Annotated in this window: 19 protein-coding genes; 8 read left to right on the top strand and 11 right to left on the bottom strand. The window is 65.5% G+C overall.

Annotated features, from left to right (window positions below; translation table 11 throughout):
- Positions 1-117 precede the first annotated feature (117 nt).
- Together AmiPiv_RS10630 and AmiPiv_RS10635 are read left to right on the top strand one after the other, a co-directional pair.
- A complete protein-coding gene (locus tag AmiPiv_RS10630) occupies positions 118-570 on the top strand; it encodes a MaoC family dehydratase (RefSeq protein WP_340037393.1) in 453 nt (150 codons plus the stop codon).
- Positions 570-1,451 (top strand): HpcH/HpaI aldolase/citrate lyase family protein, encoded by an 882-nt coding sequence (locus AmiPiv_RS10635; protein ID WP_340037394.1) that lies wholly within the window; start codon positions 570-572, stop codon positions 1,449-1,451. Before AmiPiv_RS10630 ends, AmiPiv_RS10635 begins: the two co-directional genes overlap by 1 nt.
- A gap of 2 nt (positions 1,452-1,453) precedes the next feature.
- On the opposite strand, the gene AmiPiv_RS10640 is transcribed toward AmiPiv_RS10635, so the two are convergent.
- Together AmiPiv_RS10640 and AmiPiv_RS10645 are read right to left on the bottom strand one after the other, a co-directional pair.
- A complete protein-coding gene (locus AmiPiv_RS10640) occupies positions 1,454-2,059 on the bottom strand; it encodes a flavin reductase family protein (protein ID WP_340037395.1) in 606 nt (201 codons plus the stop codon).
- Between the two features lie 3 nt (positions 2,060-2,062).
- Positions 2,063-2,650, bottom strand: coding sequence for a nitroreductase family protein (locus AmiPiv_RS10645; RefSeq protein WP_340037396.1), 588 nt, complete (start codon positions 2,648-2,650; stop codon positions 2,063-2,065).
- Positions 2,651-2,786: 136 nt separating this feature from the next.
- Between AmiPiv_RS10645 and AmiPiv_RS10650 the strand changes: the two genes are divergently transcribed.
- Entirely contained in the window at positions 2,787-3,755 is a 969-nt protein-coding gene (locus AmiPiv_RS10650) for a hypothetical protein (protein ID WP_340037729.1), read from the top strand.
- 362 nt (positions 3,756-4,117) lie between these two features.
- A complete protein-coding gene (locus AmiPiv_RS10655) occupies positions 4,118-7,936 on the top strand; it encodes a putative Ig domain-containing protein (protein ID WP_340037397.1) in 3,819 nt (1,272 codons plus the stop codon).
- Positions 7,937-8,112: 176 nt separating this feature from the next.
- Here the strand turns inward: AmiPiv_RS10655 and thrS are convergent, their stop codons facing one another.
- From thrS to AmiPiv_RS10670, 3 genes are all read right to left on the bottom strand, one after another.
- Positions 8,113-10,089 (bottom strand): threonine--tRNA ligase, encoded by a 1,977-nt coding sequence (gene thrS, locus AmiPiv_RS10660; RefSeq protein ID WP_340037398.1) that lies wholly within the window; start codon positions 10,087-10,089, stop codon positions 8,113-8,115.
- A gap of 124 nt (positions 10,090-10,213) precedes the next feature.
- On the bottom strand, positions 10,214-10,573 hold the full coding sequence (gene yidD, locus AmiPiv_RS10665; RefSeq protein ID WP_340037730.1) for a membrane protein insertion efficiency factor YidD: 360 nt from the start codon (positions 10,571-10,573) through the stop codon (positions 10,214-10,216).
- Positions 10,574-10,671: 98 nt separating this feature from the next.
- On the bottom strand, positions 10,672-10,836 hold the full coding sequence (locus AmiPiv_RS10670) for a hypothetical protein (protein WP_340037399.1): 165 nt from the start codon (positions 10,834-10,836) through the stop codon (positions 10,672-10,674).
- A gap of 93 nt (positions 10,837-10,929) precedes the next feature.
- Between AmiPiv_RS10670 and AmiPiv_RS10675 the strand changes: the two genes are divergently transcribed.
- Positions 10,930-11,844 (top strand): LysR substrate-binding domain-containing protein, encoded by a 915-nt coding sequence (locus tag AmiPiv_RS10675; RefSeq protein ID WP_340037401.1) that lies wholly within the window; start codon positions 10,930-10,932, stop codon positions 11,842-11,844.
- Here AmiPiv_RS10675 and AmiPiv_RS10680 read toward each other — a convergent pair.
- Positions 11,841-12,287 (bottom strand): iron-sulfur cluster assembly scaffold protein, encoded by a 447-nt coding sequence (locus AmiPiv_RS10680; protein WP_340037402.1) that lies wholly within the window; start codon positions 12,285-12,287, stop codon positions 11,841-11,843. The genes AmiPiv_RS10675 and AmiPiv_RS10680 overlap by 4 nt on opposite strands.
- Positions 12,288-12,523: 236 nt before the next feature.
- On the opposite strand from AmiPiv_RS10680, the gene folE reads away from it, so the two are divergent.
- From folE to AmiPiv_RS10695, 3 genes are all read left to right on the top strand, one after another.
- Positions 12,524-13,165 carry a GTP cyclohydrolase I FolE gene (gene folE, locus AmiPiv_RS10685; protein ID WP_340037403.1) on the top strand — a complete coding sequence of 214 codons (642 nt, stop codon included), beginning with the start codon at positions 12,524-12,526 and terminating at the stop codon, positions 13,163-13,165.
- Positions 13,166-13,203: 38 nt separating this feature from the next.
- Positions 13,204-13,662, top strand: coding sequence for a phosphoribosyl-AMP cyclohydrolase (gene hisI, locus AmiPiv_RS10690; RefSeq protein ID WP_340037404.1), 459 nt, complete (start codon positions 13,204-13,206; stop codon positions 13,660-13,662).
- Between the two features lie 84 nt (positions 13,663-13,746).
- The gene (locus AmiPiv_RS10695) at positions 13,747-14,700 is read left to right on the top strand and encodes a patatin-like phospholipase family protein (RefSeq protein ID WP_340037405.1); all 954 of its coding nucleotides are present in this window, start codon (positions 13,747-13,749) and stop codon (positions 14,698-14,700) included.
- Here the strand turns inward: AmiPiv_RS10695 and recJ are convergent.
- The 5 genes from recJ to AmiPiv_RS10720 all read right to left on the bottom strand — a co-directional run bounded on the left by recJ (position 14,697) and on the right by AmiPiv_RS10720 (position 20,684).
- Positions 14,697-16,487, bottom strand: a complete 1,791-nt coding sequence (recJ, locus tag AmiPiv_RS10700) for a single-stranded-DNA-specific exonuclease RecJ (RefSeq protein WP_340037406.1) — start codon at positions 16,485-16,487, stop codon at positions 14,697-14,699. The genes AmiPiv_RS10695 and recJ overlap by 4 nt on opposite strands.
- 56 nt (positions 16,488-16,543) lie before the next feature.
- A complete protein-coding gene (gene glpX, locus AmiPiv_RS10705) occupies positions 16,544-17,518 on the bottom strand; it encodes a class II fructose-bisphosphatase (RefSeq protein ID WP_340037407.1) in 975 nt (324 codons plus the stop codon).
- Positions 17,519-17,707: 189 nt separating this feature from the next.
- Complete coding sequence (locus AmiPiv_RS10710) at positions 17,708-19,021, bottom strand: homoserine dehydrogenase (RefSeq protein WP_340037408.1); 1,314 nt, start codon at positions 19,019-19,021, stop codon at positions 17,708-17,710.
- A gap of 50 nt (positions 19,022-19,071) precedes the next feature.
- On the bottom strand, positions 19,072-20,289 hold the full coding sequence (locus tag AmiPiv_RS10715) for an LL-diaminopimelate aminotransferase (protein ID WP_340037409.1): 1,218 nt from the start codon (positions 20,287-20,289) through the stop codon (positions 19,072-19,074).
- A 47-nt stretch (positions 20,290-20,336) separates the two neighbouring features.
- On the bottom strand, positions 20,337-20,684 hold the full coding sequence (locus AmiPiv_RS10720; RefSeq protein WP_340037410.1) for a hypothetical protein: 348 nt from the start codon (positions 20,682-20,684) through the stop codon (positions 20,337-20,339).
- Positions 20,685-20,784: the final 100 nt, after the last annotated feature.

Raw genomic sequence — 20,784 nt, forward strand, 5'->3', positions numbered from 1 at the left:
ACCCCGTGAAATACTTTAGAAGGAAATGGTTTACGAACGGTTCACCATATCCGTTAACCCGCTTGCCCCCATCGCGGGCAACGCCTATCAACCTCGGACAACTGGAGGGCAAAGCGGATGGCCGGACTTCATCTTGAGGAATTCGTGGTCGGTCAGGTGATCCGCCATCAGCTCACCAAGTCGGTCACCGAGAGCGACAACATGCTGTTTTCGGTGATGACCCTCAACGCTCAGCCGCTGCACATCGATTTCGACTTCGCCGCCAGGAGCGAATGGGGCAAGCCGCTGGTCAATTCGCTGTTCACGCTCGGCCTGATGATCGGCATTTCGGTGCACGACACCACGCTCGGCACCACCATCGGCAATCTCGGCATGACCGAGACCGTCTTCCCGCACCCGGTCTTCCATGGCGACACGATCCGCGTCGAAACCGAGGTGCTGTCGGTGCGCGAATCGAAATCGAAGCCCGACCGCGGCATCGTCGAATTCGAGCATCGCGCCTATAATCAGGACGGCGCGCTGGTCGCCAGATGCAGGCGCCAGGCGATGATGCTGAAGAAGGCTGGCTGATGCGGTCGCTGTTGTTCGTTCCGGGAGATTCGGAAAAGAAGCTCGAGCGCGGCTTCGCCTCGGGCGCCGACGCGGTCATCATCGACCTGGAGGATTCGGTCGCCCAACAGAACAAGGCGCATGCCCGCGCAATTGCCGCCGACTTCATCGCCGCCAGGCGCGACGCCACCAGTGCCGCGATCTACGTCCGCGTCAACGATCTGGCGACCGGCATGACCGACGACGATCTCAGGGCGATCATCCCGGTTTCGCCCCACGGCATCATGCTGCCCAAATCGAATTCCGGCGCCGACGTGCAGCACCTGTCGACCAAGCTCAGGGTTCACGAGGCCGAAAACGGCCTGCCCGACGGTGCGATCCGCATCATCCCGATCATCACCGAAACCGCCGCAGGGGTGCTTTCGACCGGGACCTATGCCGGTGCGAGCGCCCGCCTCGCCGGTCTGACCTGGGGCGCCGAGGACCTGTCCGCGGCGATCGGCGCGCGCGCGGCGCGAGACGATGCCGGGCGCTACACGGATGTCTTCCGGCTTGCGCGCACGATGACCATGCTAGGAGCCGCAGCGGCCGACACCGCGGCAATCGACACCGTCTTCGTCAATTTCCGGGATCTCGACGGCCTCAGGGCCGAATGCATCGAGGCCGAACGCGACGGCTTCACTGCCAAGATGGCGATCCACCCCGATCAGGTGGCAGTCATCAACGAGGCCTTCACGCCATCGACCGACGCGGCGGCCCATGCGGCGGCGGTGGTCGCTGCCTTCGAGGCAGCCGGCAACCCCGGCGTTGTCGGCATTGGCGGCAAGATGTACGACCGGCCGCATCTCAGGCTGGCGCAGCGCCTGCTCGAACGGGCGAAAGCCGCCGGGCTGAAGCCGTAGCTCTACTCTTCCCAACGCGGGCGGCGCATCGAGAAGACCGCGTCCACCGTCGAATAGTCCATGTAGCCGAGCCGCGCCACGTTGCCGGCCTTGACCGTGTCGAACAGCCCCTCCTTGAGGAAGGCCTCGTCGATATGGATGCCGACCACCTCGCCGATGACCACGAAGGCGCCGATATCCTGACCGTCCAGCGCCTTCGGCCGGAAGATCTCCGTCACCTTGCATTCCAGCGCAGCCGGCGCTTCGGCGACACGTGGCGGGGCGACGAGCCGCGACGGCGCAGGCGTCAGGCCGGCATAGGCGAATTCGCTCGTGCCACGCGGCGCGTTGACCGAACTGCGGTTCATCTTCTCGGCAAGGTCGCGCCCGACGATGTTGGCGACGAACTCGCGCGTCTCGCCGGCAAAGGTCGCGCTGTCCTTCTCGCCTTCCGACGAGAACCACACCAACGGCGGCTTTCCCGACAACGCATTGAAGAACGAATAGGGCGCCAGGTTGAGCGCCCCGTTCCTGCCCACCGTCGAGATCCAGCCGATCGGCCTCGGTGACACAAGCGCCTTGAACGGATCATGCGGCAGCCCATGGCCCTTCGACGGTTCGTAGTACACCTGCTAGCTCTCCTCCCAAGGGCCGGAATAGTCGGAACAAAGCCTGCTCACGTCAGGGCGCGGGCGCTCCGGCGCCGGGCCATCATACGAGCCGATGTGGATGAAACCCACCACGCGTTCGTGCGGCGCGAGTCCGAGCAGGGCGCGGCCCTCTTCGTTGTCCGAATACCAGTTGGTGATCATGTTGGTGCCGTAGCCCAGCGCATTGGCGGCGGTGATCAAATTCATCGCCGCCATGCCGCCCGACAGGAACATTTCCCACTGCGGGATCTTTGGGTTCTCCTTGGGGCTCGAGATCACGCCGATGACCAGCGGCGCGCGCGAGAAACGGGCGAGCTCCTGGTTGCGGCGGCCTTCCGGCAGCGGCCCTTCGCGTTTCTCGGCGAGGGCTGCGAGCTTCTTGCCGATCTCGATGCGGGCGTCGCCGCGATAGAGGATGAAGCGCCAGGGTTCCAGGCGTCCATGATCGGGCACGCGGGTCGCGGCGCGCAGCATCGTCTCGATCTCGGTGTCGGACGGGGCCGGCTCACGCAGCTCGGGGATCGGCGCGGAATTGCGGGTCAGCAAAAAGTCGAGGATCGGCGATGTCACAGCGCGGGTACTCCTGAAGATTTCGGGCTGAAGCGCCGTCCGGAATGGCGGCCGCTCTGGCGGCGGCGCGTAGTCGGAAGATTCCATGCGCCGGATCAGCCTTGAAATTGCCACCGCCTTGGGCTTCAAACAAGGGATGTTCCGGGGACACTTCCGTTTTTTCGCGCCGATTCTGGGTGCCGCACTGTTCAGCGTGCAGGCGCCGGCCGGATTTGCGCAGGAAGGCACAGGCATCCTCGACAAGCTGAGCATGCCCGGGATTTCGAACTTCACGCAGCCGCGCGGCGACGAGCCGCCGGCAACCGCCGCTCTCGGCGAGATCACGCTCGCCGCCCAATTGACCGGCGAAGGCGCCGACATCAGCCGTGGCCTGGTCTGGCGCGTGTTCCGGCCCGAGGCCGGCCCTGACGGCAAGCTGCCGCTGGTGGCCTCAGCCCAGGGCGGCACCAGCAGCTTCCAGCTGCCGCCCGGCAGCTATCTCGTCCATGCGTCCTACGGCCGCGCCGGGGCGACGAAGCGCATCACGGTGGGCAAGGAAGGCAAGCGCGAGAGCCTCGTTCTCGACGCAGGTGGCTTGAAACTCGACGCCGTCCTGTCCGGCGGCGTGCGCATTCCGCCGGCCAAGCTGAAATTCTCGATCTACGAGGGCGACGAGGGTGCGGACGGCGAACGCTCGCTCATCATTCCCGACGTCGCGCCGAATACGGTCGTCCGGCTCAATTCGGGCACCTATCACGTCGTCTCCACCTACGGAAACGTCAACGCCGTCATCCGCTCGGACATCAAGGTCGAAGCCGGCAAGCTGACGGAGGCGACGGTCGAGCATCGCGCCGCCGAAGTGACGCTCAAGCTGGTGCGCGACGCCGGCGGCGAAGCCATCGCCGACACATCGTGGTCGATCCTGAACGAATCCGGCGATCCGCTGCGCGAGACCGTGGGCGCCTTTGCTTCCTTGGTGCTTTCCGAGGGCAGCTATACCATCATTGCCAAGAACCGCGACCGCATCTACCAGCGCGACTTCACGGTCGTCGCCGGCCGCAACCAGGATGTCGAGGTCGTCGCCTCCGAAGCCGCGGCCATAGACCCGACCGAGGGTGCCGACTGAGCATCAGCCGCCTGCTCGGATATCTGCGGTGACCGCCTGCGCGACATAGCACCGGGGCTCGCGGATCCGCGCTTCTTGCGCGAACGCAGAAGGCGCAAGTGTCTGATTTTCGACAACGAGTCCACGGCAAGACCGCAGACATACCACGCAAGCACCATCTTGCCTCATGGTCAAGGATATCTATTCTGCTCGCCAAGCAATTTCCTTACCGCTTACTTGGCTGTCAAACTTCACACCTGACCACATAAAGCTTTGGCAATCATATTTATTTTGTTGACTCCTGACATACTCTGTATTTCCATCTCACGCTCACAAATACTTTTTGCTTTAGAAATTTCAATTTCGGGCGGGGGGATAACCGAATGTCCAGACGGAATGGAGCGCTGCGCCCGCTCCTTGCGTTGCTTGCGTGCATCCTTACCTGGGCAGTGATGGCAACGTCCGCAGCTGCGGCGACCTTCCCCTGCTCCATCGGCCCGAGCGATATTGCCGGGCTTACCTTCGTGAACCCGGCCGGCAGTTCCTCCGATGCCAGCTCGTTCGCACTTGGCGGGGTTCTGACGACGGCGAACATCTCGGCAACGACCGGCGACTGCAACAGCCTGCTCAATGGGAGCATACGGCCGCTGGCGGGCAATCCGGCTTCCGCACAGCTTGGATTCATCGTCGCGAATGCAACCACGGAGGGGGGCTGGCTGGTCCGCTCCGCCATCGGTGAGGTGCGATACCTCCCGCCATCATCCGCCTTCTCCGGGATCGACACCTTCCAAATCGACAACAACAATACCGGGCGGATCATCAACGTCACGGTCAACGTGCTGTCGCTGGTGGATACCACCCCGCCGGCGGCGCCGGTGATCGCGAGCCCCGCGAACGGCGATGTGCTCAACAACTTGACCCCCGCGATCAGCGGCACTGCAGAGGCCAGCTCGACGGTGACCGTCTACATGGACGGAAGCTCCGCCGGGACGACCAGCGCCAGCGGCCTCGGGGTCTGGTCGTTCACGCCTGGGTCGCCCCTCTCCGAGGGCGCGCACAGCGTCTATGCCACCGCGACTGACGCCTCGAACAACACGTCGCCCAATTCGACCACCGTCAACTTCACCATCGATACCACGCCACCTCCCGCCCCGATGGTCACCGCGCCCACCAATGGCAGCACGACGAGCAATACGACACCCACGATCAGCGGCAGCGCCGAAGCCAATGCCACGGTTGATATCGTCATCGACGGCGCGTCCGCTGGCGCGACGAGCGCGGACGGATCAGGCAACTGGAGCTTCACGCCCAGTTCCGCACTCGCCGATGGTATGCACAGCGTTCGAGCAACCGCGACCGATGCGGCGGGCAACGCCTCCGTCAGTTCCAACGCCAATAGCTTCACGATCCTGTCTTTGCCGACCGTGACTGACAGCAGCGCGACGGTCGCACATAGTTCATCGAACAACGCGATGTCGCTCGCGCTCGGCGGCGGCGCTGCGACCAGCATCATCGTGGTGACATCGCCCGCGCACGGTACCGCGACTGCCGCGGGCACGAGTATCCACTATACACCCACCGCGGGTTATGCGGGTCCCGACAGCCTTACCTATCGCGCCTCCAACGGCGCGGGCGATTCGGCGGTGGCCACGGTGACGATCACGGTCAGCCCGCCGACGATCTCGCTTTCACCGGCGACGTTGGCTGCGCCCGTCTATGGCACCGCCCATGGCGCTTCGATCACCGCCAGCGGCGGCCAGGGTCCCTATGACTACAAGATTACAAGCGGCGCATTGCCCGCGGGGTTGACGCTCGCGGCCGATGGGACGTTGTCGGGCACGCCGACCGCGTCGGGCACCTTCAACTTCACCATTACCGGGACCGACAGTTCGACGGGCACCGGCGCCCCTTTCTCCGCAAGCCGCGCCTACAGCTTCACCGTCGCTGCGCCAACCTTGACGCTCAGCCCTGCGGCAGGCGCACTGCCGGGTGCGACAGCGGGTAGCGCCTATTCGCAGACGATCAGCTTAGGCGGCGGCGTTGCGCCCTTTGGCTATGCGGTCACCGCGGGTGGCTTGCCTACCGGGCTGACGCTCAACGGATCGACCGGCATCCTGTCGGGCACGCCGACCGCAGCGGGCACCTTCAATTTCACCGTGACCGCAACCGACGGCCTCAGCTTTGCAGTCGCGAACGCCTATTCGCTTGCGGTCGCGACACCCACGCTGGCGATCAACGGGGCGCTGCCCGACGGCGCAATCGCGGTCGCCTACAGCCAGACGCTGACCGCGAGCGGGGGCGTTGCGCCCTATAGCTTCACACTCTACTCGGGGTCGCTCCCCGCTGGGCTCAGCCTGTCCCCGGGCGGCGTCCTTTCGGGAACGCCGACACAAGGCGGCGGCTACAACCTGACGATCCGCGCGACCGACAGCAGCGGCGGTAACGGGCCCGCCTTTGTCGACCGCAGCTTCACGCTGGTGATCGGCGCACCGACGATTTCGCCGGAGCCGACGACGCTTCCCGCGATTACTTTCGGCGTGCCGGTATCGGTTTCGGTATCGGCCAGCGGCGGCACCGCTCCCTACAGCTACAGGGTCAGCGCCGGCGCATTGCCCGCCGGGCTTACGCTTGCTGGCGACGGCACGCTGTCGGGCACGCCGACGGTAGCGGGCAATTTCTCCTTCACGGTAGAAGCGACCGACAGTTCGACGGGCACCGGCCCTTTCTCCGGGAGCCAAGCATACAGTGTCACGGTCGGAGCGCCCAGAGTGACCTTCGTGATCGAAAGCTCTGGCGACGGCGCATTCGCCTTCACCTCTGTGGAGCCGTCGCTCAATTTCGTCGTCACCGCAGCCGGCGGCAGCGGCTCGTCGGGTCCGCTCAACGTCCCGCCCGGAAGCCACCCCATATCCTTCACCGTACCGGCAGGATTCGAACTCGCGTCGGCCGGCTGCAACAGTCTCGGCTCCTCGCTCGACAGCGCCAGCCAGTCGGGCACGATCGTGGTCCAGGCCGGAGACGAGATCGTCTGCACCATCGTCGCCGGCGACATACGCCCCACGACGGAGCTCATCGGAGCCTTCCTGGAAGCGCGCGCCAACCTGATCGTCGCCAACCAACCGGATTCTGCCCGGCGGCTCGAGCGGCTGACGGGTAGCCATTCGAGCTCCGCCGGCGTCGCCGGCTTCGGCTTGACCGTTCCCGGCCAACTGCCGATCGCCATGCGCTTCACCGGCGATCAAGCTTCCTTCGCCTACAGCCTGGGCCGGGCGCAGGCCGAACCCGCGGCCGGGTCAGCAAATACTGCGGCGGATGATACCTCAGGCGGCGTTCTGCCTATCCCATATGCGGATCAAGCCACCAGCGGCAACGACAACCGACCGCCATTCGGCGCGCCGGGCATCAACACCACTGATGAAGTCGCCACCGAGCCCCTCGCGACACCGTTCGACCTCTGGATCGAGGGGAAGCTCGCCCGCTTCAATGCCCCGGGCGGCGACGGCCGTTTCGGCATCTTACACGGCGGCGCGGACTATCTCGTCGGACCGCGTGTTCTCGTCGGTCTCGGCGTCCAGCTCGACTGGACAGAGATGGAGGGCAATGGGGACGCGACGATCGAGGGAACCGGCTACCTGGTCGGCCCGTACCTCACGGCGAGGCTGACTGACGGACTGTTCTTGGACGCACGGGCGGCATGGGGGCAATCCTCCAACACCGCCTCACCGCTGGGGACCTATTCCGATCAGCTCGACGGAACGCGCTGGCTGGTCTCGGCGGCATTGATCGGTCAGTACGACATCGACCGCTGGCGCATCGCGCCTACCGCTCGCCTCACCTATTTCGAGGAGAAGACTGACGCCTACGCCGACGGCCTCGGCCTGCCGATACCGGAGGTCGAGATCGCGACAGGCACGTTCGAGTTCGGGCCGAGGATCAGCTACCAGACGGCACTCGACAACGGCACGGCCTTCCAGCCGTTCGTCTCGCTCGAAGGTGTGTGGACGTTCGAGCAGAAGAACACAGCCACCTCGGCCACGTCGTCGCCCGGACTTGCTGACACCGGCCTGCGCGGACGGAGCGAGGTCGGCTTCTCCCTGTCAGGTGGCACCGGTTCCGTTTCGGCCTCGGCTTTCTATGATGGGCTCGGCGACAACGACTTCGAGTCATGGGGCGGAAAATTGCGGTTCAACAAGACCTTCTGACTGTAGCCGCAGCCTGGACGCACAACGTCTGCAGTTGGCCCGTTCCGCAATCGGCACTCATGGAAATGTGTCGACGGCAGGCAGACTGAAGCACGCGATCGGCCTTCTGCGCCTTCTTCTTGAACCCAAGCAAAAACGGGCGGCATCACTGCCGCCCGTTTTTGCATCCTTGGTGCTCAGCCCTGCGCGGCGCGGCGCCGGTCCGGCGTCCTCGCCTCGTCGTGCAGCGATGCGATCGCCTCGTCGAGGCCCATGGACACCTGGTCGCGCGAGCCGAGGCGGCGGACGTTGACGGACGCCTCCTCCGCCTCGCGCTTGCCGCAGACGAGGATGACCGGAACCTTGGCCAGCGAGTGCTCGCGGACCTTGTAGTTGATCTTCTCGTTGCGCAGGTCGGCCTCGGCCGAGAGGCCTGCGGCCTTCAGCTTCCCCACGACCTCGCGGGCGTAGTCGTCGGCGTCCGACGTGATCGTCGCCACCACCACCTGCTGCGGCGCGAACCACAGCGGGAAATGGCCCGAATAGTTCTCGATCAGGATGCCGAGGAAACGCTCCATCGAGCCGCAGATGGCGCGGTGGATCATCACCGGCTGCTTCTTCTCGGAATCAGAGCCGATGTAGAAGGCACCGAAGCGCTCGGGCAGGTTGAAGTCGACCTGGGTCGTGCCGCACTGCCATTCGCGGCCGATGGCGTCCTTCAGCACATATTCGAACTTCGGCCCGTAGAAGGCGCCCTCGCCCGGATTGATCGACGTCTTGATCTTGCCGCCCGACTGCGCCTCGATGGTCTTGAGCACGTTGCTCATGATCTCTTCGGCGTGGTCCCAGGCCTCGTCCGAGCCGACGCGCTTGTCGGGTCGCGTCGACAGCTTCACCGAAATCTCGTCGAAGCCGAAGTCGGCATAGGTCGTCAGGATCAGGTCGTTGATGCGCAGGCACTCGGCCGCGAGCTGTTCCTCGGTGCAGAAGATGTGCGCGTCGTCCTGGGTGAAGCCGCGCACGCGCATCAGCCCGTGCAGCGCGCCCGACGGCTCATAGCGATGGACGTTGCCGAATTCGGCAAGCTTCACCGGCAGATCGCGGTACGACTTCAGGCCATGCTTGAAGATCTGCACGTGGCCCGGGCAGTTCATCGGCTTGAGCGCGAAGACGCGGTCGTCGTCGGTGTCGTCGCCGGCTACCGTCACCTTGAACATGGCGTCGCGATACCAGCCCCAGTGGCCCGACGTCTCCCACAGGCTCTTGTCGAGCACCTGCGGCGCGTTGACCTCCTGGTAGCCCTGCGTGTCCAGCCTGCGGCGCATGTAGCCGACGAGGTTCTGGAACATCTTCCAGCCCTTGGCATGCCAGAAGACGACACCGGGACCCTCCTCCTGGAAATGGAACAGGTCCATCTCGCGGCCGAGTTTGCGGTGGTCGCGCTTCTCGGCTTCTTCCAGCATGTGGAGATAGCCGTCGAGCTGCGCCTGGTCGGCCCATGCCGTGCCGTAGATGCGCGTCAGCATCGGATTGTTGGCATCACCACGCCAATAGGCGCCGGCAACCTTCATCAGCTTGAAGGCGTTGCCGATCTGGCCGGTCGAGGCCATGTGCGGACCGCGGCACAGGTCGAACCATTCGCCCTGGGCGTAGATCTTGAGGTCCTGGTCCTCGGGGATCGCGTCGATCAGCTCGAGCTTGTAGGCCTCGCCCTTGTCGCGGAACACCTGCTTGGCCTTGTCGCGCGACCAGACCTCCTTGGTGAAGGGCCGGTTGCGCGCGATGATCTCCCGCATCTTCTTTTCGATCGCGGGGAAATCCTCCGGCGTGAAGGGCTCGTTGCGGGCGAAGTCGTAATAGAAGCCGTTGTCGATGACGGGACCGATGGTCACCTGGGTTCCCGGCCACAGCTCCTGCACGGCTTCCGCCAGCACGTGGGCGGCGTCGTGACGGATGAGTTCGAGCGCGCGCTGGTCGTCGCGGGTAACGATCTCGACCTTGCCGGACTTGCCGAGCGGGTCGGAGAGATCGCGCAACGTGCCGTCGATGGCGTAGACCACGGCCTTCTTGGCGAGCGACTTCGAGATCGACTCGGCCAGGCCGGCACCGGTCAGCGCCGCGTCATATTCGCGGACGGAACCATCGGGAAATGTCAGGGAAACGGAATTCAGCAAAGTTCTTCTCCTATCCAGTCCCGCAAACGAGCGCGGGTGGTGAAAATGCCGGAGGCGTCCGGCGACGCGATCTTTTAGGGGGAGATTTTTGCGCCGTAAAGCGCTTCGGTGCGGCGAAAACAGCCTACTGCGGCGATTTGCCGATGTGCCAGCAACGCCAGGGCGCGAACCAGCGATAGCGGCTGGCCAGCTGTTCCGGTACGCGGTCGATGCCGTGGGTGCCCCATGGGCCGCAGCGCAGCACGCGGAACAGGCCCATCCAGCCACCCGCCCACAGGCCGTGTCGGGCGATGGCCTCGTGGGCATATTCCGAGCAGGTGGGCATGTGCCGGCAGGAGTTGCCGATGAAGCCGGACAGCGTCAGCTGGTAGAGCCGTACCAGCGATGTGCCGAGCACGCGCCCCGGCGTCCTGCGCCAGGGCCCGGGCCAGTTGCGGCCCCGCGCGGCAGGTCTTGCATGGCTGTGGTCGTGGCCGTGGCTCATCGCCCGCGCCGCTCCGGATTGTTCATCCGTCATAGATGTCAATTCCGACATGCAGACGCAATGTTCTGAGCATATGACCGCGCCGCTGCGGCGCCGTGTCACGCAAGCCAGCTAAGTTTCGCCGGTCGGTGGGGGCACCGATGCTGCGGGGCCTCGAGTTGTCGCCGGCCGGCGCCGCAGCGACCTTTGGCGCGTGCTGAATTTTCAGCCTGGAACGTCGCGATACGGAACAGGTCCGCATAGGCATCGAACAGCGTCGGCATGGTCCTGCCTCCTTTTCGGCAGGATTTGACCGCCTCTGGCCGTTCACTTCAAACGAGTATAACGTCCGGGTTGGATAACTTGAGATTATGCAAATGAAGCGCGGACGCCTTCCCCTGACGGCGCTGAGAAGCTTCGAGGCCGCCGGCCGGCACCTCAGCTTCAGCCGCGCGGCCGAAGAGCTGTTCGTCACCCAGGCCGCCGTCAGCCGGCAGATCCGGGAGCTCGAGGCATTCCTCAACCAGCCGCTGTTTATCCGCCACCATCGCCGTGTCGAACTAACAGACGCGGGACACAAGCTGCTGCGCCAGCTGGTCAAGAGCTTCGACGACATCGACCAGCGGCTCGGCGATCTGATCGCGCGGCCGGAACAGACCGTGGTCACCGTCAGCGCCGAACCGTCGCTCGGCGCAAGCTGGCTGGTGCCGCGCCTCAACCGTTTCCGCGAACAGCGGCCGGACATCGACGTCTCGCTCGATGTCGACCCGCGCGTCGTCGAATTCCGCAGCGGCCAGGCGGAGCTGGCGCTGCGCTTCAGCGCGCGGGATACGTCATGGCCGCGCAGCGATGCCGAACATCTCGGTCCGGTCATCGATTCCCCGGTCCTGTCGCCTTCCTTGCTGAAATCCGGCCCGCCGCTCGACAGTCCGGCCGACCTTGCCCGCTACACGCTGCTGCACGAAGAGAACCGGCAAGGCTGGGCGCGCTGGTTCGAGGCGGCGGGCGTCGGGCGGGACGTGGTGCCCGATCGCGGCCCCCTGCTCGCCGATGCCGCGCTGGCCAAGCAGGCCGCGGTGCTGGGACACGGCGTGGCGCTGGGTGATCTGCTGCTGGTGCGGGACGAACTGGCTTCGGGCGCGCTGGTCAAGCCGTTCGAGACCAATGTCGTCTGCGGGGCCTACTGGCTCGTCGCCAAGGATCTCGGCAAGCTGTCCGAACCGGCGCAGGCCTTCGCCGACTGGATCCGGTCGGAGTTCGTCGAAAGCCGACGCTATCTGGAGACTTACTAGGCGGCCGCCTCGGCCTGCTTGCGCTCGATCTGGCCGATGGCGTCGACGACCGCCTCGAATGTCAGCATGGTCGAAGTGTGCCGCGCCTTGTAGTCGCGAACCGGCTCGAGATACTTCAGATCGGCGAAGCGGCCTTGCGGCGGCGCGCCGTTCTCCTTGAGCATGCGCAGCATGGTATCGCGTACCTCGCGCAGCTCGCCGGCGGTTGCACCGACCACATGTTCGGCCATGATCGACGAGGACGCCTGCCCGAGCGCGCAGGCCTTCACCACATGGGCGAAGTCAGTGACGACACCGTCCCTCATCGACAGATCGATGGTCACGGTCGAGCCGCAGAGCTTGGAATGGGCCGTTGCCGTCGCGTCGGGATGCTCCAGCCGGCCGAGCCGGCCGATATTGCCGGCGAAGCCAAGGATTTTCGTGTTGTAGATATCGTCGATCAACTTTTTTCACTCTGAATGCGTGTTACGACCATCTCTTGTCGCTGTCGCATCTTTCAATCGTGGTGTCCGCCCATATATAATGGCGGTGCTCGCCTCCCGGCAAGGCGGCCGAAGAGGCATCGGGAGACAGGGCGAAATGCGCAGCTTTGGGTACGGCACCATCCCGGTTGTTCCTGAAGTGGCTGTGTCCGTTCAACTCGTCCCTGCTCCGACAGGGACTACTGGAGACGCCTGAGATGGATGCCGTGATCAAGAAGCTGATGCCGCAATCAGCTTACATGGAAAAGCCTGCGACCGACCGGCCGACCGAAGCGGAGGTCGAGGCGGCGGTGAAGGTGCTGTTGCGCTGGACCGGCGACAATCCCAGCCGCGAGGGTCTGATCGACACGCCCAAGCGTGTCACCAAGGCTTTCCGCGAGATGTTCAACGGCTACGACATGTGCCCGGCGGACGAGCTTGGGCGCACCTTCGAGGAGGTGGCCGGCTACGACGACCTCGTCATCGTCCGCGACATAAAATTCCATTCGCATTGCGAGCACCACATGGTGCCGATCATCGGCAAGGCGCATGTCGGCTACCTGCCGGACGGCAAGGTGGTCGGCCTGTCCAAGATCGCCCGCGTCGTCGACATCTTCGCCCATCGCCTGCAGACCCAGGAGGCGATGACGGCGCAGATTGCCGGGGTCATCCAGGACGTGCTAAATCCGCGCGGCGTTGCCGTGATGATCGAGGCCGAGCATATGTGCATGGCCATGCGCGGCATCCGCAAGCAGGGTTCGACCACCCTGACCTCCACCTTCACCGGCGTTTTCCGGGACAACCCGGAGGAACAGGTCCGGTTCGTGACAATGGTGCGAGCTGGCGGCGGCGGGATCTGATCCCTCTCGCCGGCTCCACAATCTCCCAGGATCCGGCGATGACAGCGCTGCAATTTTCTGAACCCTCCGACGACAAGCGCCTTCTCGAAGAAGGCGCTGCGTTCACTCCGCGTTTCGACGCCAACGGCCTGGTCACGGCGGTGGTGACCGACGCCGGTGACGGCATGCTGCTGATGGTCGCCCACATGAATGCCGAGGCGCTGGCCCTTACCATCGAGACCGGCATCGCCCACTACTGGTCGCGTTCGCGCAAGGCGCTCTGGAAAAAGGGCGAGACCTCCGGCAACTTCCAGCACGTGGTGGAGATGCGCACCGACTGCGACCAGGATGCGATCTGGCTGCGCGTAAACGTGACCGGCCACGATGCAACTTGTCACACCGGCCGGCGTTCCTGCTTCTACCGGACGGTGGGGCAACAGAACGGCGTCGCAACCCTCAGTGCGGACGGCAGCGCGCCCCTGTTCAACGCGGAAGACATCTACCGCAAGAAATCGTGAACCGGCTGCCGATCCGGCGGCACAAAGATTCACGATTTTAATACGGGCCGGGTGTAATCTGCTTGCGGGACAAGGGAGATTGCGATGCTCGAATGGGCATCTTTCTACGCGCGCCACAACGTCCGGGAAGCCAACGGCTTTTCATCCGGGACCGGCGGCAACGATCCTGCAAAACCGAAGGAGACCGGCGTGGCCCTGGCGCTTGGCGGCGGCGCCGCCCGCGGCTGGGCGCATATCGGCGTGCTCAGGGCTCTCGACGAGGCAGGCGTCCGCATCGACATGATCGCCGGCACCTCGATCGGCGCGCTGGTCGGCGGCTGCTATCTCGCCGGCAAGCTCGACCAGCTCGAGGAATTCGCCCGCAGCCTGACCAAGCGCCGCATCTTCGGCCTGTTCGACCTGCAACTCGTCGGCAACGGCCTGTTCGGCGGCATGAAGCTCGACGCCCGCATGCAGCAGCACATGAACGGCCTGACCTTCCAGGACCTGCCCAAGCCGTTCGTCTGCGTCGCCGCGGAAATCCGCACGGGCCACGAGATCTGGCTGTCGAGCGGCTCGCTCATCAAGGCGATCCGGGCCTCCTATGCGCTTCCCGGCGTGTTCGAGCCGGTCACCTGCAACGGCCGCACCCTCGTCGACGGCGCGCTGGTCAATCCGGTGCCGGTTTCGGTCTGCCGCGCCCACGAACAGCCGCTCGTGGTTGCGGTCAACCTGCACTACGACCTCTTCGGCCGCGCTGCCGTGGTCAAGCACAGCGCCGGCGAAATGGCGGCCGAGGGCCCACCAAGCGACTATGCCAGCGAACGCGAGGCAAGGCTCGGCATCACCGGCGTGATGGTCGAAGCCTTCAACATCATCCAGGACCGAATTTCGCGCGCCCGCCTCGCCGGCGACCCGCCGGACCTGTCGCTGCAGCCCAAGCTCGGTCACATCGGCCTTTCAGATTTCCACCGCGCCGACGAAGCCATCCGCATCGGCTACGAAACGACGAAGGCCCAGATGGCCGAGATCGTCAGGCTGCAGGCAGTGCTGACTTAAGGACCGGCCAGCGCCGCATCGATGAGGCGCAGTTGCACGGTGCGATTACCGTTCCAGTGGTTGACCGACAGCGAACCCGCGACATGAACGGTGCGGCCGCTGTTCCTGAACAGAAACTCGCCAAGCGGTGCCTCGGCGGTGCGGAAGGCAATGCCCTGGATGCGGCCGCCGCTCTCGGACCGCAAGTCGACGCGCACATGTCCGGTGCCGATCACCCGGACATCGGCCAGCTTGTGGCGCGGCAGCACGAAGGTCGGCGCCACGTGCCCCTGCCCAAACGGACCTGCCTTTTCCAGCGCCTCGACCAGCTGAAGCGTCGCGCCTTCGGCAGCAAGCGCGCCGTCGATCAAGAGGCTTTCCTCATCCTGCAGGCGGAACACGTCGGCGGCCGCACGCGTCTCGAAGAAGGCGCGCAACTCGCCGAGCTTCTCCTTCTGGACCGTGATGCCGGCGGCCATGGCGTGCCCGCCGCCCTTGACCAGCAGGCCGGCCTCGACCGCCTCGCGCACCAGCTTGCCGAGGTCGAAGCCCGACACCGAGCGGCCGGAGCCGGTGCCGATGCCGGAACCGTTGAAGGCGACGGCGAATACAGGGCGTCGGGCATGGTCCTTCAGCCTCGAAGCCAGAAGCCCGACGATGCCGGGATGCCAGTTGGTGTTGGCGGTGACCAGTACGGCCGGCCCTGGCCCGGCCCCGATCTCGGCGTCGGCCTCGGCGCGTGCCTGAGCCAACATCTCGGTTTCCATCGCCTGCCGCTCCTGGTTCAGGCGGTCGAGCGTATCCGCGATCGTGCCGGCCTCGACCGGATCGTCGGTCGCCAGCAGCCTGCTGCCGAGCGCAGCATCGCCGATGCGACCGCCGGCATTGATGCGCGGGCCGAGCAGGAAGGACAGGTGGAAGGTGTTGAGCGGCTCGCCGATGCGGGCGACGCGGGCAAGCGCGGTCAGCCCGGGGTTGTTCTGCTGGCGCATCGCCTGCAGACCCTTGACCACGAAGGCGCGGTTGACGCCGACGAGCGGCACCACGTCGGCCACGGTCGCGAGTGCCGTGAGATCGAGCAGCTTTAGCAGATCCGGACGCGGCGCATCGGGCAGCTTCTCGCGCAACACCTTGGCGGTGTGTACCAGCGCGAGAAAAGTCACGCCGGCGGCACAGAGATGGCCCTGCCCGGAAAGGTCGTCGTCGCGGTTCGGATTGACCACGGCTATCGCATTCGGCAGCGGCCCGCCGACCTGGTGGTGGTCGAGCACGACGACGTCGGCACCCGCCTCGGTGGCCGCATCGATCGAGGCAGCGCTGTTGGTGCCGCAGTCGACCGTGACGATCAGGCTGGCGCCGCGCGCCACCAGTTCGCGCATCGCATCGGGGTTCGGTCCGTAACCCTCGAAAATGCGGTCGGGAATGTAGATCTCGGACTGGATGCCGAAATGGCCGAGGAAGCGCTTCATCAGCGCCGACGAGCAGGCGCCGTCGACGTCGTAGTCGCCGAAGATCGCAACCCTCTCGCCGCGGACGATTGCCTCGGCGATCCGCTCCGCCGCCTTGTCCATGTCGGTCAGCGACGCCGGATCGGGCAGGAGTTCCCGGATCGTCGGATCGAGGAAGCGCTCGGCCTCCTCGGGCAGCACGCCACGGCCGGCGAGCACCCGCGCCACGATGTCGGGAACGCCGTGGCCTTGCGCGATCGCGAGCGCCATCATGTCCTGGCGTTCGGTCAGCCGGTGCTGCCATGAGACACCGGTGGCCGAACGCCTCACGCCGAGGAAATTACGCTTTTCAGTCGCCATTCAGTGCTGGTCCACCCGCCTCGGGCCGACCATAGGCGACTGCGGCCGGCGCGTAATCAGAATTTTTCCAGGTCCTGGTGGCGCGCCTTGATTTCACGGACGGTCTTCGAAGACGAGCGCAGCACGATGGTGTGCGTGGTGATCGAATCGCGGCCGAACTTGACGCCGGCGAGCAGGTTGCCGTCGGTCACGCCGGTCGCGGCAAACAGCACGTCGCCGCGCGCCATCTCCTCGATGCGATAAACCTTCTTGGGGTCGGCAATGCCCATCTTGGCGGCGCGTTCGACCTTCTCGGGCGTGTCGAGGATGAGGCGGCCCTGCATCTGGCCGCCGGTGCAGCGCAGTGCCGCCGCAGCCAGCACGCCCTCTGGCGCGCCGCCGGTGCCGAGATAGATGTCAATGCCCGTCTCTTCCGGGTCGGTGGTGTGGATCACGCCGGCCACGTCGCCATCGCCGATCAGGCGGATGGCAGCACCCGTCGTACGCACCGCGTCGATCAGCTTGGCATGGCGCGGGCGGTCTAGGATGCAGGCGGTGATTTCGGACACCGGCACGCCCTTGGCCTTGGCCAGGCTGGCGATGTTCTCCGCAGGCGACGCGTCGATGTCGATCACGCCGTCCGGATATCCGGGGCCGACCGCAATCTTGTCCATGTAGACGTCTGGCGCGAACAAAAGGCTGCCCTTTTCGGCAATGGCGATGACGGCCAGCGCATTGGGCAGGTTCTTGGCGCAGATGGTGGTGCCTTCCAGCGGGTCGAGCGCAATGTCGACCTCGGGACCGCCGGCACCGACTTCCTCACCGATGTAGAGCATCGGCGCCTCGTCGCGCTCGCCCTCGCCGATCACCACGGTGCCGTCGATGGCGAGGCGGTTGAGTTCCTGGCGCATGGCGTCGACGGCCACCTGGTCGGCTGCCTTCTCGTCGCCGCGTCCGCGCAGCCTTGCTGCCGCCACTGCAGCGCGCTCGGTCACGCGCACGAGTTCCATGGTGAGGATCCGGTCGAGACCGGCAACAACGCTTTTCGCCATATCAGGGTCCTGCAGTCGATGAATTCGGGGTGCCCGAAACGGGCCGGCCCTTATTGTCAAACACTTGTGACAACGGCAAGACCTGTCGCCCCCTTAATCGAAAGCGAAACAATATCAATCGATTGAAAGGGAATGCTGGCGCGTGGCCGTGCCGGTGACCTGCATCACCGGCACGCGGCCCGTCCGGGCCTAGCCGGCCCGCTCGATGCGGATGACCTGCGGCTTGTCGGTCAGGTGGCCGTCCTTGGTGACGCCGTCGACAGCCTTGCGCACGGCAGCTTCCGTCGTCTCGTGGGTGACGAGGATCACCGTCTTCTGTCCGGCTCCGTCCTTGCCGTCCGCGTGCTGGACGATCGATTCCAGCGAGATGTCGCTGTCGGCCATGCGCTTGGCGATGGCCGCGAACACGCCGATGCGGTCGTGCACGGTCAGGCGGATGAAGTAGCCGCCGGCGTGGCTGCGCATCTGCGCCTTCTTGTAGGGCTTCAGCTCCTTGGCCGGACGGCCGAAGACAGGGCCGTGCTGGAAGCCGGGACGGCTCTTGGCGATGTCGGCGATGTCACCGACGACGGCCGAGGCCGTGGCGTTGCCGCCGGCGCCGGGGCCGGAGAGCAGCAGTTCGCCCAGAATGTCGGTCTCGATCGCGACCGCGTTGGTGACGCCATGCACCTGCGCGATCACCGACGCCGTCGGCACCATGGTCGGGTGGACGCGCTGCTCGATACCCGTTTCGGTGCGCTGGGCAACGCCGAGCAGCTTGATGCGGTAGCCGAGCTCGCCTGCCGCACGGATGTCGGCCTGGGTGATGTTCGAGATGCCCTCGAGATAGATGTCGTCGGCGGCGATCCTGGTGCCGAAGGCGAGACTGGTGAGGATCGCCAGCTTGTGGGCGGTGTCGTTGCCCTCGATGTCGAAGGTCGGGTCGGCCTCGGCATAACCCAGGCGCTGCGCGTCCTTGAGGCAGGCCTCGAAGGTCAGTCCCTCGGCTTCCATGCGCGTCAGGATGTAATTGCAGGTGCCGTTGAGGATGCCGAACACACGCGAAACCGTATTGCCGGCCATGGCCTCGCGCATGGTCTTGATGACCGGGATGCCGCCGGCCACCGCCGCTTCGTAGTTGAGCAGCACGCCCTTCTTCTCGGCGATGTCGGCAAGCGCCACGCCATGCTTGGCGAGCAGTGCCTTGTTGGCCGTCACCACGTGGCGGCCGGCATCGAGCGCCGCGCGCACGCAGGAGCGGGCCGCGCCCTCGTCTCCACCGATCAGTTCGACGAAGACATCTATGTCGGCCTTCTCGGCCAGTTCGATCGGATCGTCGAACCACTGCGCGCCGCCCAGGTCTACGCCGCGGTCGCGCGAGCGGTCGCGGGCCGAAACGGCGGTGACGACGATGTCGCGGCCGCACTGGCGGGTGAGCTCCGCCGCCTTGTCGCGCAGCACGCGCGCCACCGAAGCACCGACCGTGCCGAGACCGGCAATTCCAATACGCAATGCTTCAGCCATGGTCGGCGGCGCCTCTTCACTCGGTAGTTCGGGATTGGCTTGCGGTGCGCTCAGCGATGGGCTGCGAGCGGCACCACATTGTTGGGATGCTTGGCGGTCGTCGACAGGAAGCGCTTGATGTTGCGGGCCGCCTGCCGGATGCGATGCTCGTTCTCGACCAGCGCCAGGCGCACGTAGTCGTCGCCATGCTCGCCGAAGCCGACGCCGGGGGCGACCGCCACGTCGGCGTGCTCGATCAGGAGCTTCGAGAATTCGAGCGAGCCGAGATGCTTGAACTGCTCCGGGATCGGCGCCCAGGCAAACATCGTCGCCGCCGGTGCCGGGATCTCCCAGCCGGCGCGCGCGAAGGAATCGACCATCACGTCGCGGCGCTTGTGATAGACCTCGCGCACCTCGGCGATGTCGGAACCGTCGCCGTTCAGCGCTGCCGTCGCCGCCACCTGGATGGGCGTGAACGCGCCGTAGTCGAGATAGGACTTCACCCGCGTCAGCGCTGCGATCAGCCGTTCGTTGCCCACGGCAAAGCCCATGCGCCAGCCCGGCATCGAGAAGGTCTTCGACATCGAGGTGAATTCGACGGTGACGTCGATGGCGCCCGGCACCTCGAGCACCGAAGGCGGCGGGTTGCCGTCGAAATAGATCTCCGAATAGGCGAGGTCCGACAGGATGATGATGTCGTTCTTCTTGGCGAAGGCGACGACGTCCTTGTAGAAGTCGAGGCTCGCCACATGCGCCGTCGGATTGGACGGATAATTGAGGATCAGCGCCAGCGGCTTCGGGATCGAGTGGCGAACGCCGCGCTCGAGCGCCGGAATGAAGCCGTCATCGGGCTTCGCCTGCAGCGAGCGGATGACGCCGCCCGACATGATGAAGCCGAAGGCGTGGATCGGATAGGTCGGATCGGGGCACAGGACCACGTCGCCGGGCGCGGTGATCGCCTGCGCCATGTTGGCGAAGCCTTCCTTGGAGCCGAGCGTGGCGACGACCTGGGTGTCGGGGTTCAGCTTCACGCCGAAGCGGCGCGCATAATAGCTGGCCTGGGCGCGGCGCAGGCCGGGAATGCCGCGCGACGACGAATAGCGGTGGGTGCGCGGATCGCGTACCACTTCGCACAGCTTGTCGACGATCGCCTGCGGGGTCGGCAGGTCGGGATTGCCCATGCCGAGGTCGATGATGTCGGCGCCGCGCGAACGGGCGCTGGCCTTCAGACGGTTGACCTGCTCGAAGACATAGGGCGGAAGGCGGCGGACCTTGTGAAATTCTTCCATGTCAGTTCCAGGCAAACGGGGGCTGCGCGATGCGTGCGCGTATATACTCAATTGCAGGCGGGGTCGATAGGGTCGCACTTGCCTTCGATGGCCTTGAGCGTGTCGGCGCCGTGCTTCCGGGCAAGCGTGGTCATCGCCGCGGAAGCGGACGATGCTCCGCCTGCGCCGCCGCCCTGGCGCCGCTGCGCCGCCTGCAGCGCGGCCATCTTGGCCGCCTTGTCGTCATCCGTGAACTGGGGCGCGGCGACCTTGGGCGCAATGTTGAGATTGGGATAGGTACCGGTGTCCTGCGCGCCGCGTCCGCCGGCCTGGGCGGTCGCACCATTGGCGGTGCTCGTGCTGGCGCAGCCGCTGGCCATCAGCGGCGTCGCCATAAGCGCCGCGGCGAGTGTCACGCGGGCGCCAAAAAAAACATGCCGACCAACACGATATGTCATAATGTTTCCCTGACAGGCGCGATAGAGCGCGTTGGACCCGGTAAGACGTCGCATGATA

Source organism: Aminobacter sp. Piv2-1, assembly GCF_037625995.1.
Taxonomy (GTDB): domain Bacteria; phylum Pseudomonadota; class Alphaproteobacteria; order Rhizobiales; family Rhizobiaceae; genus Aminobacter.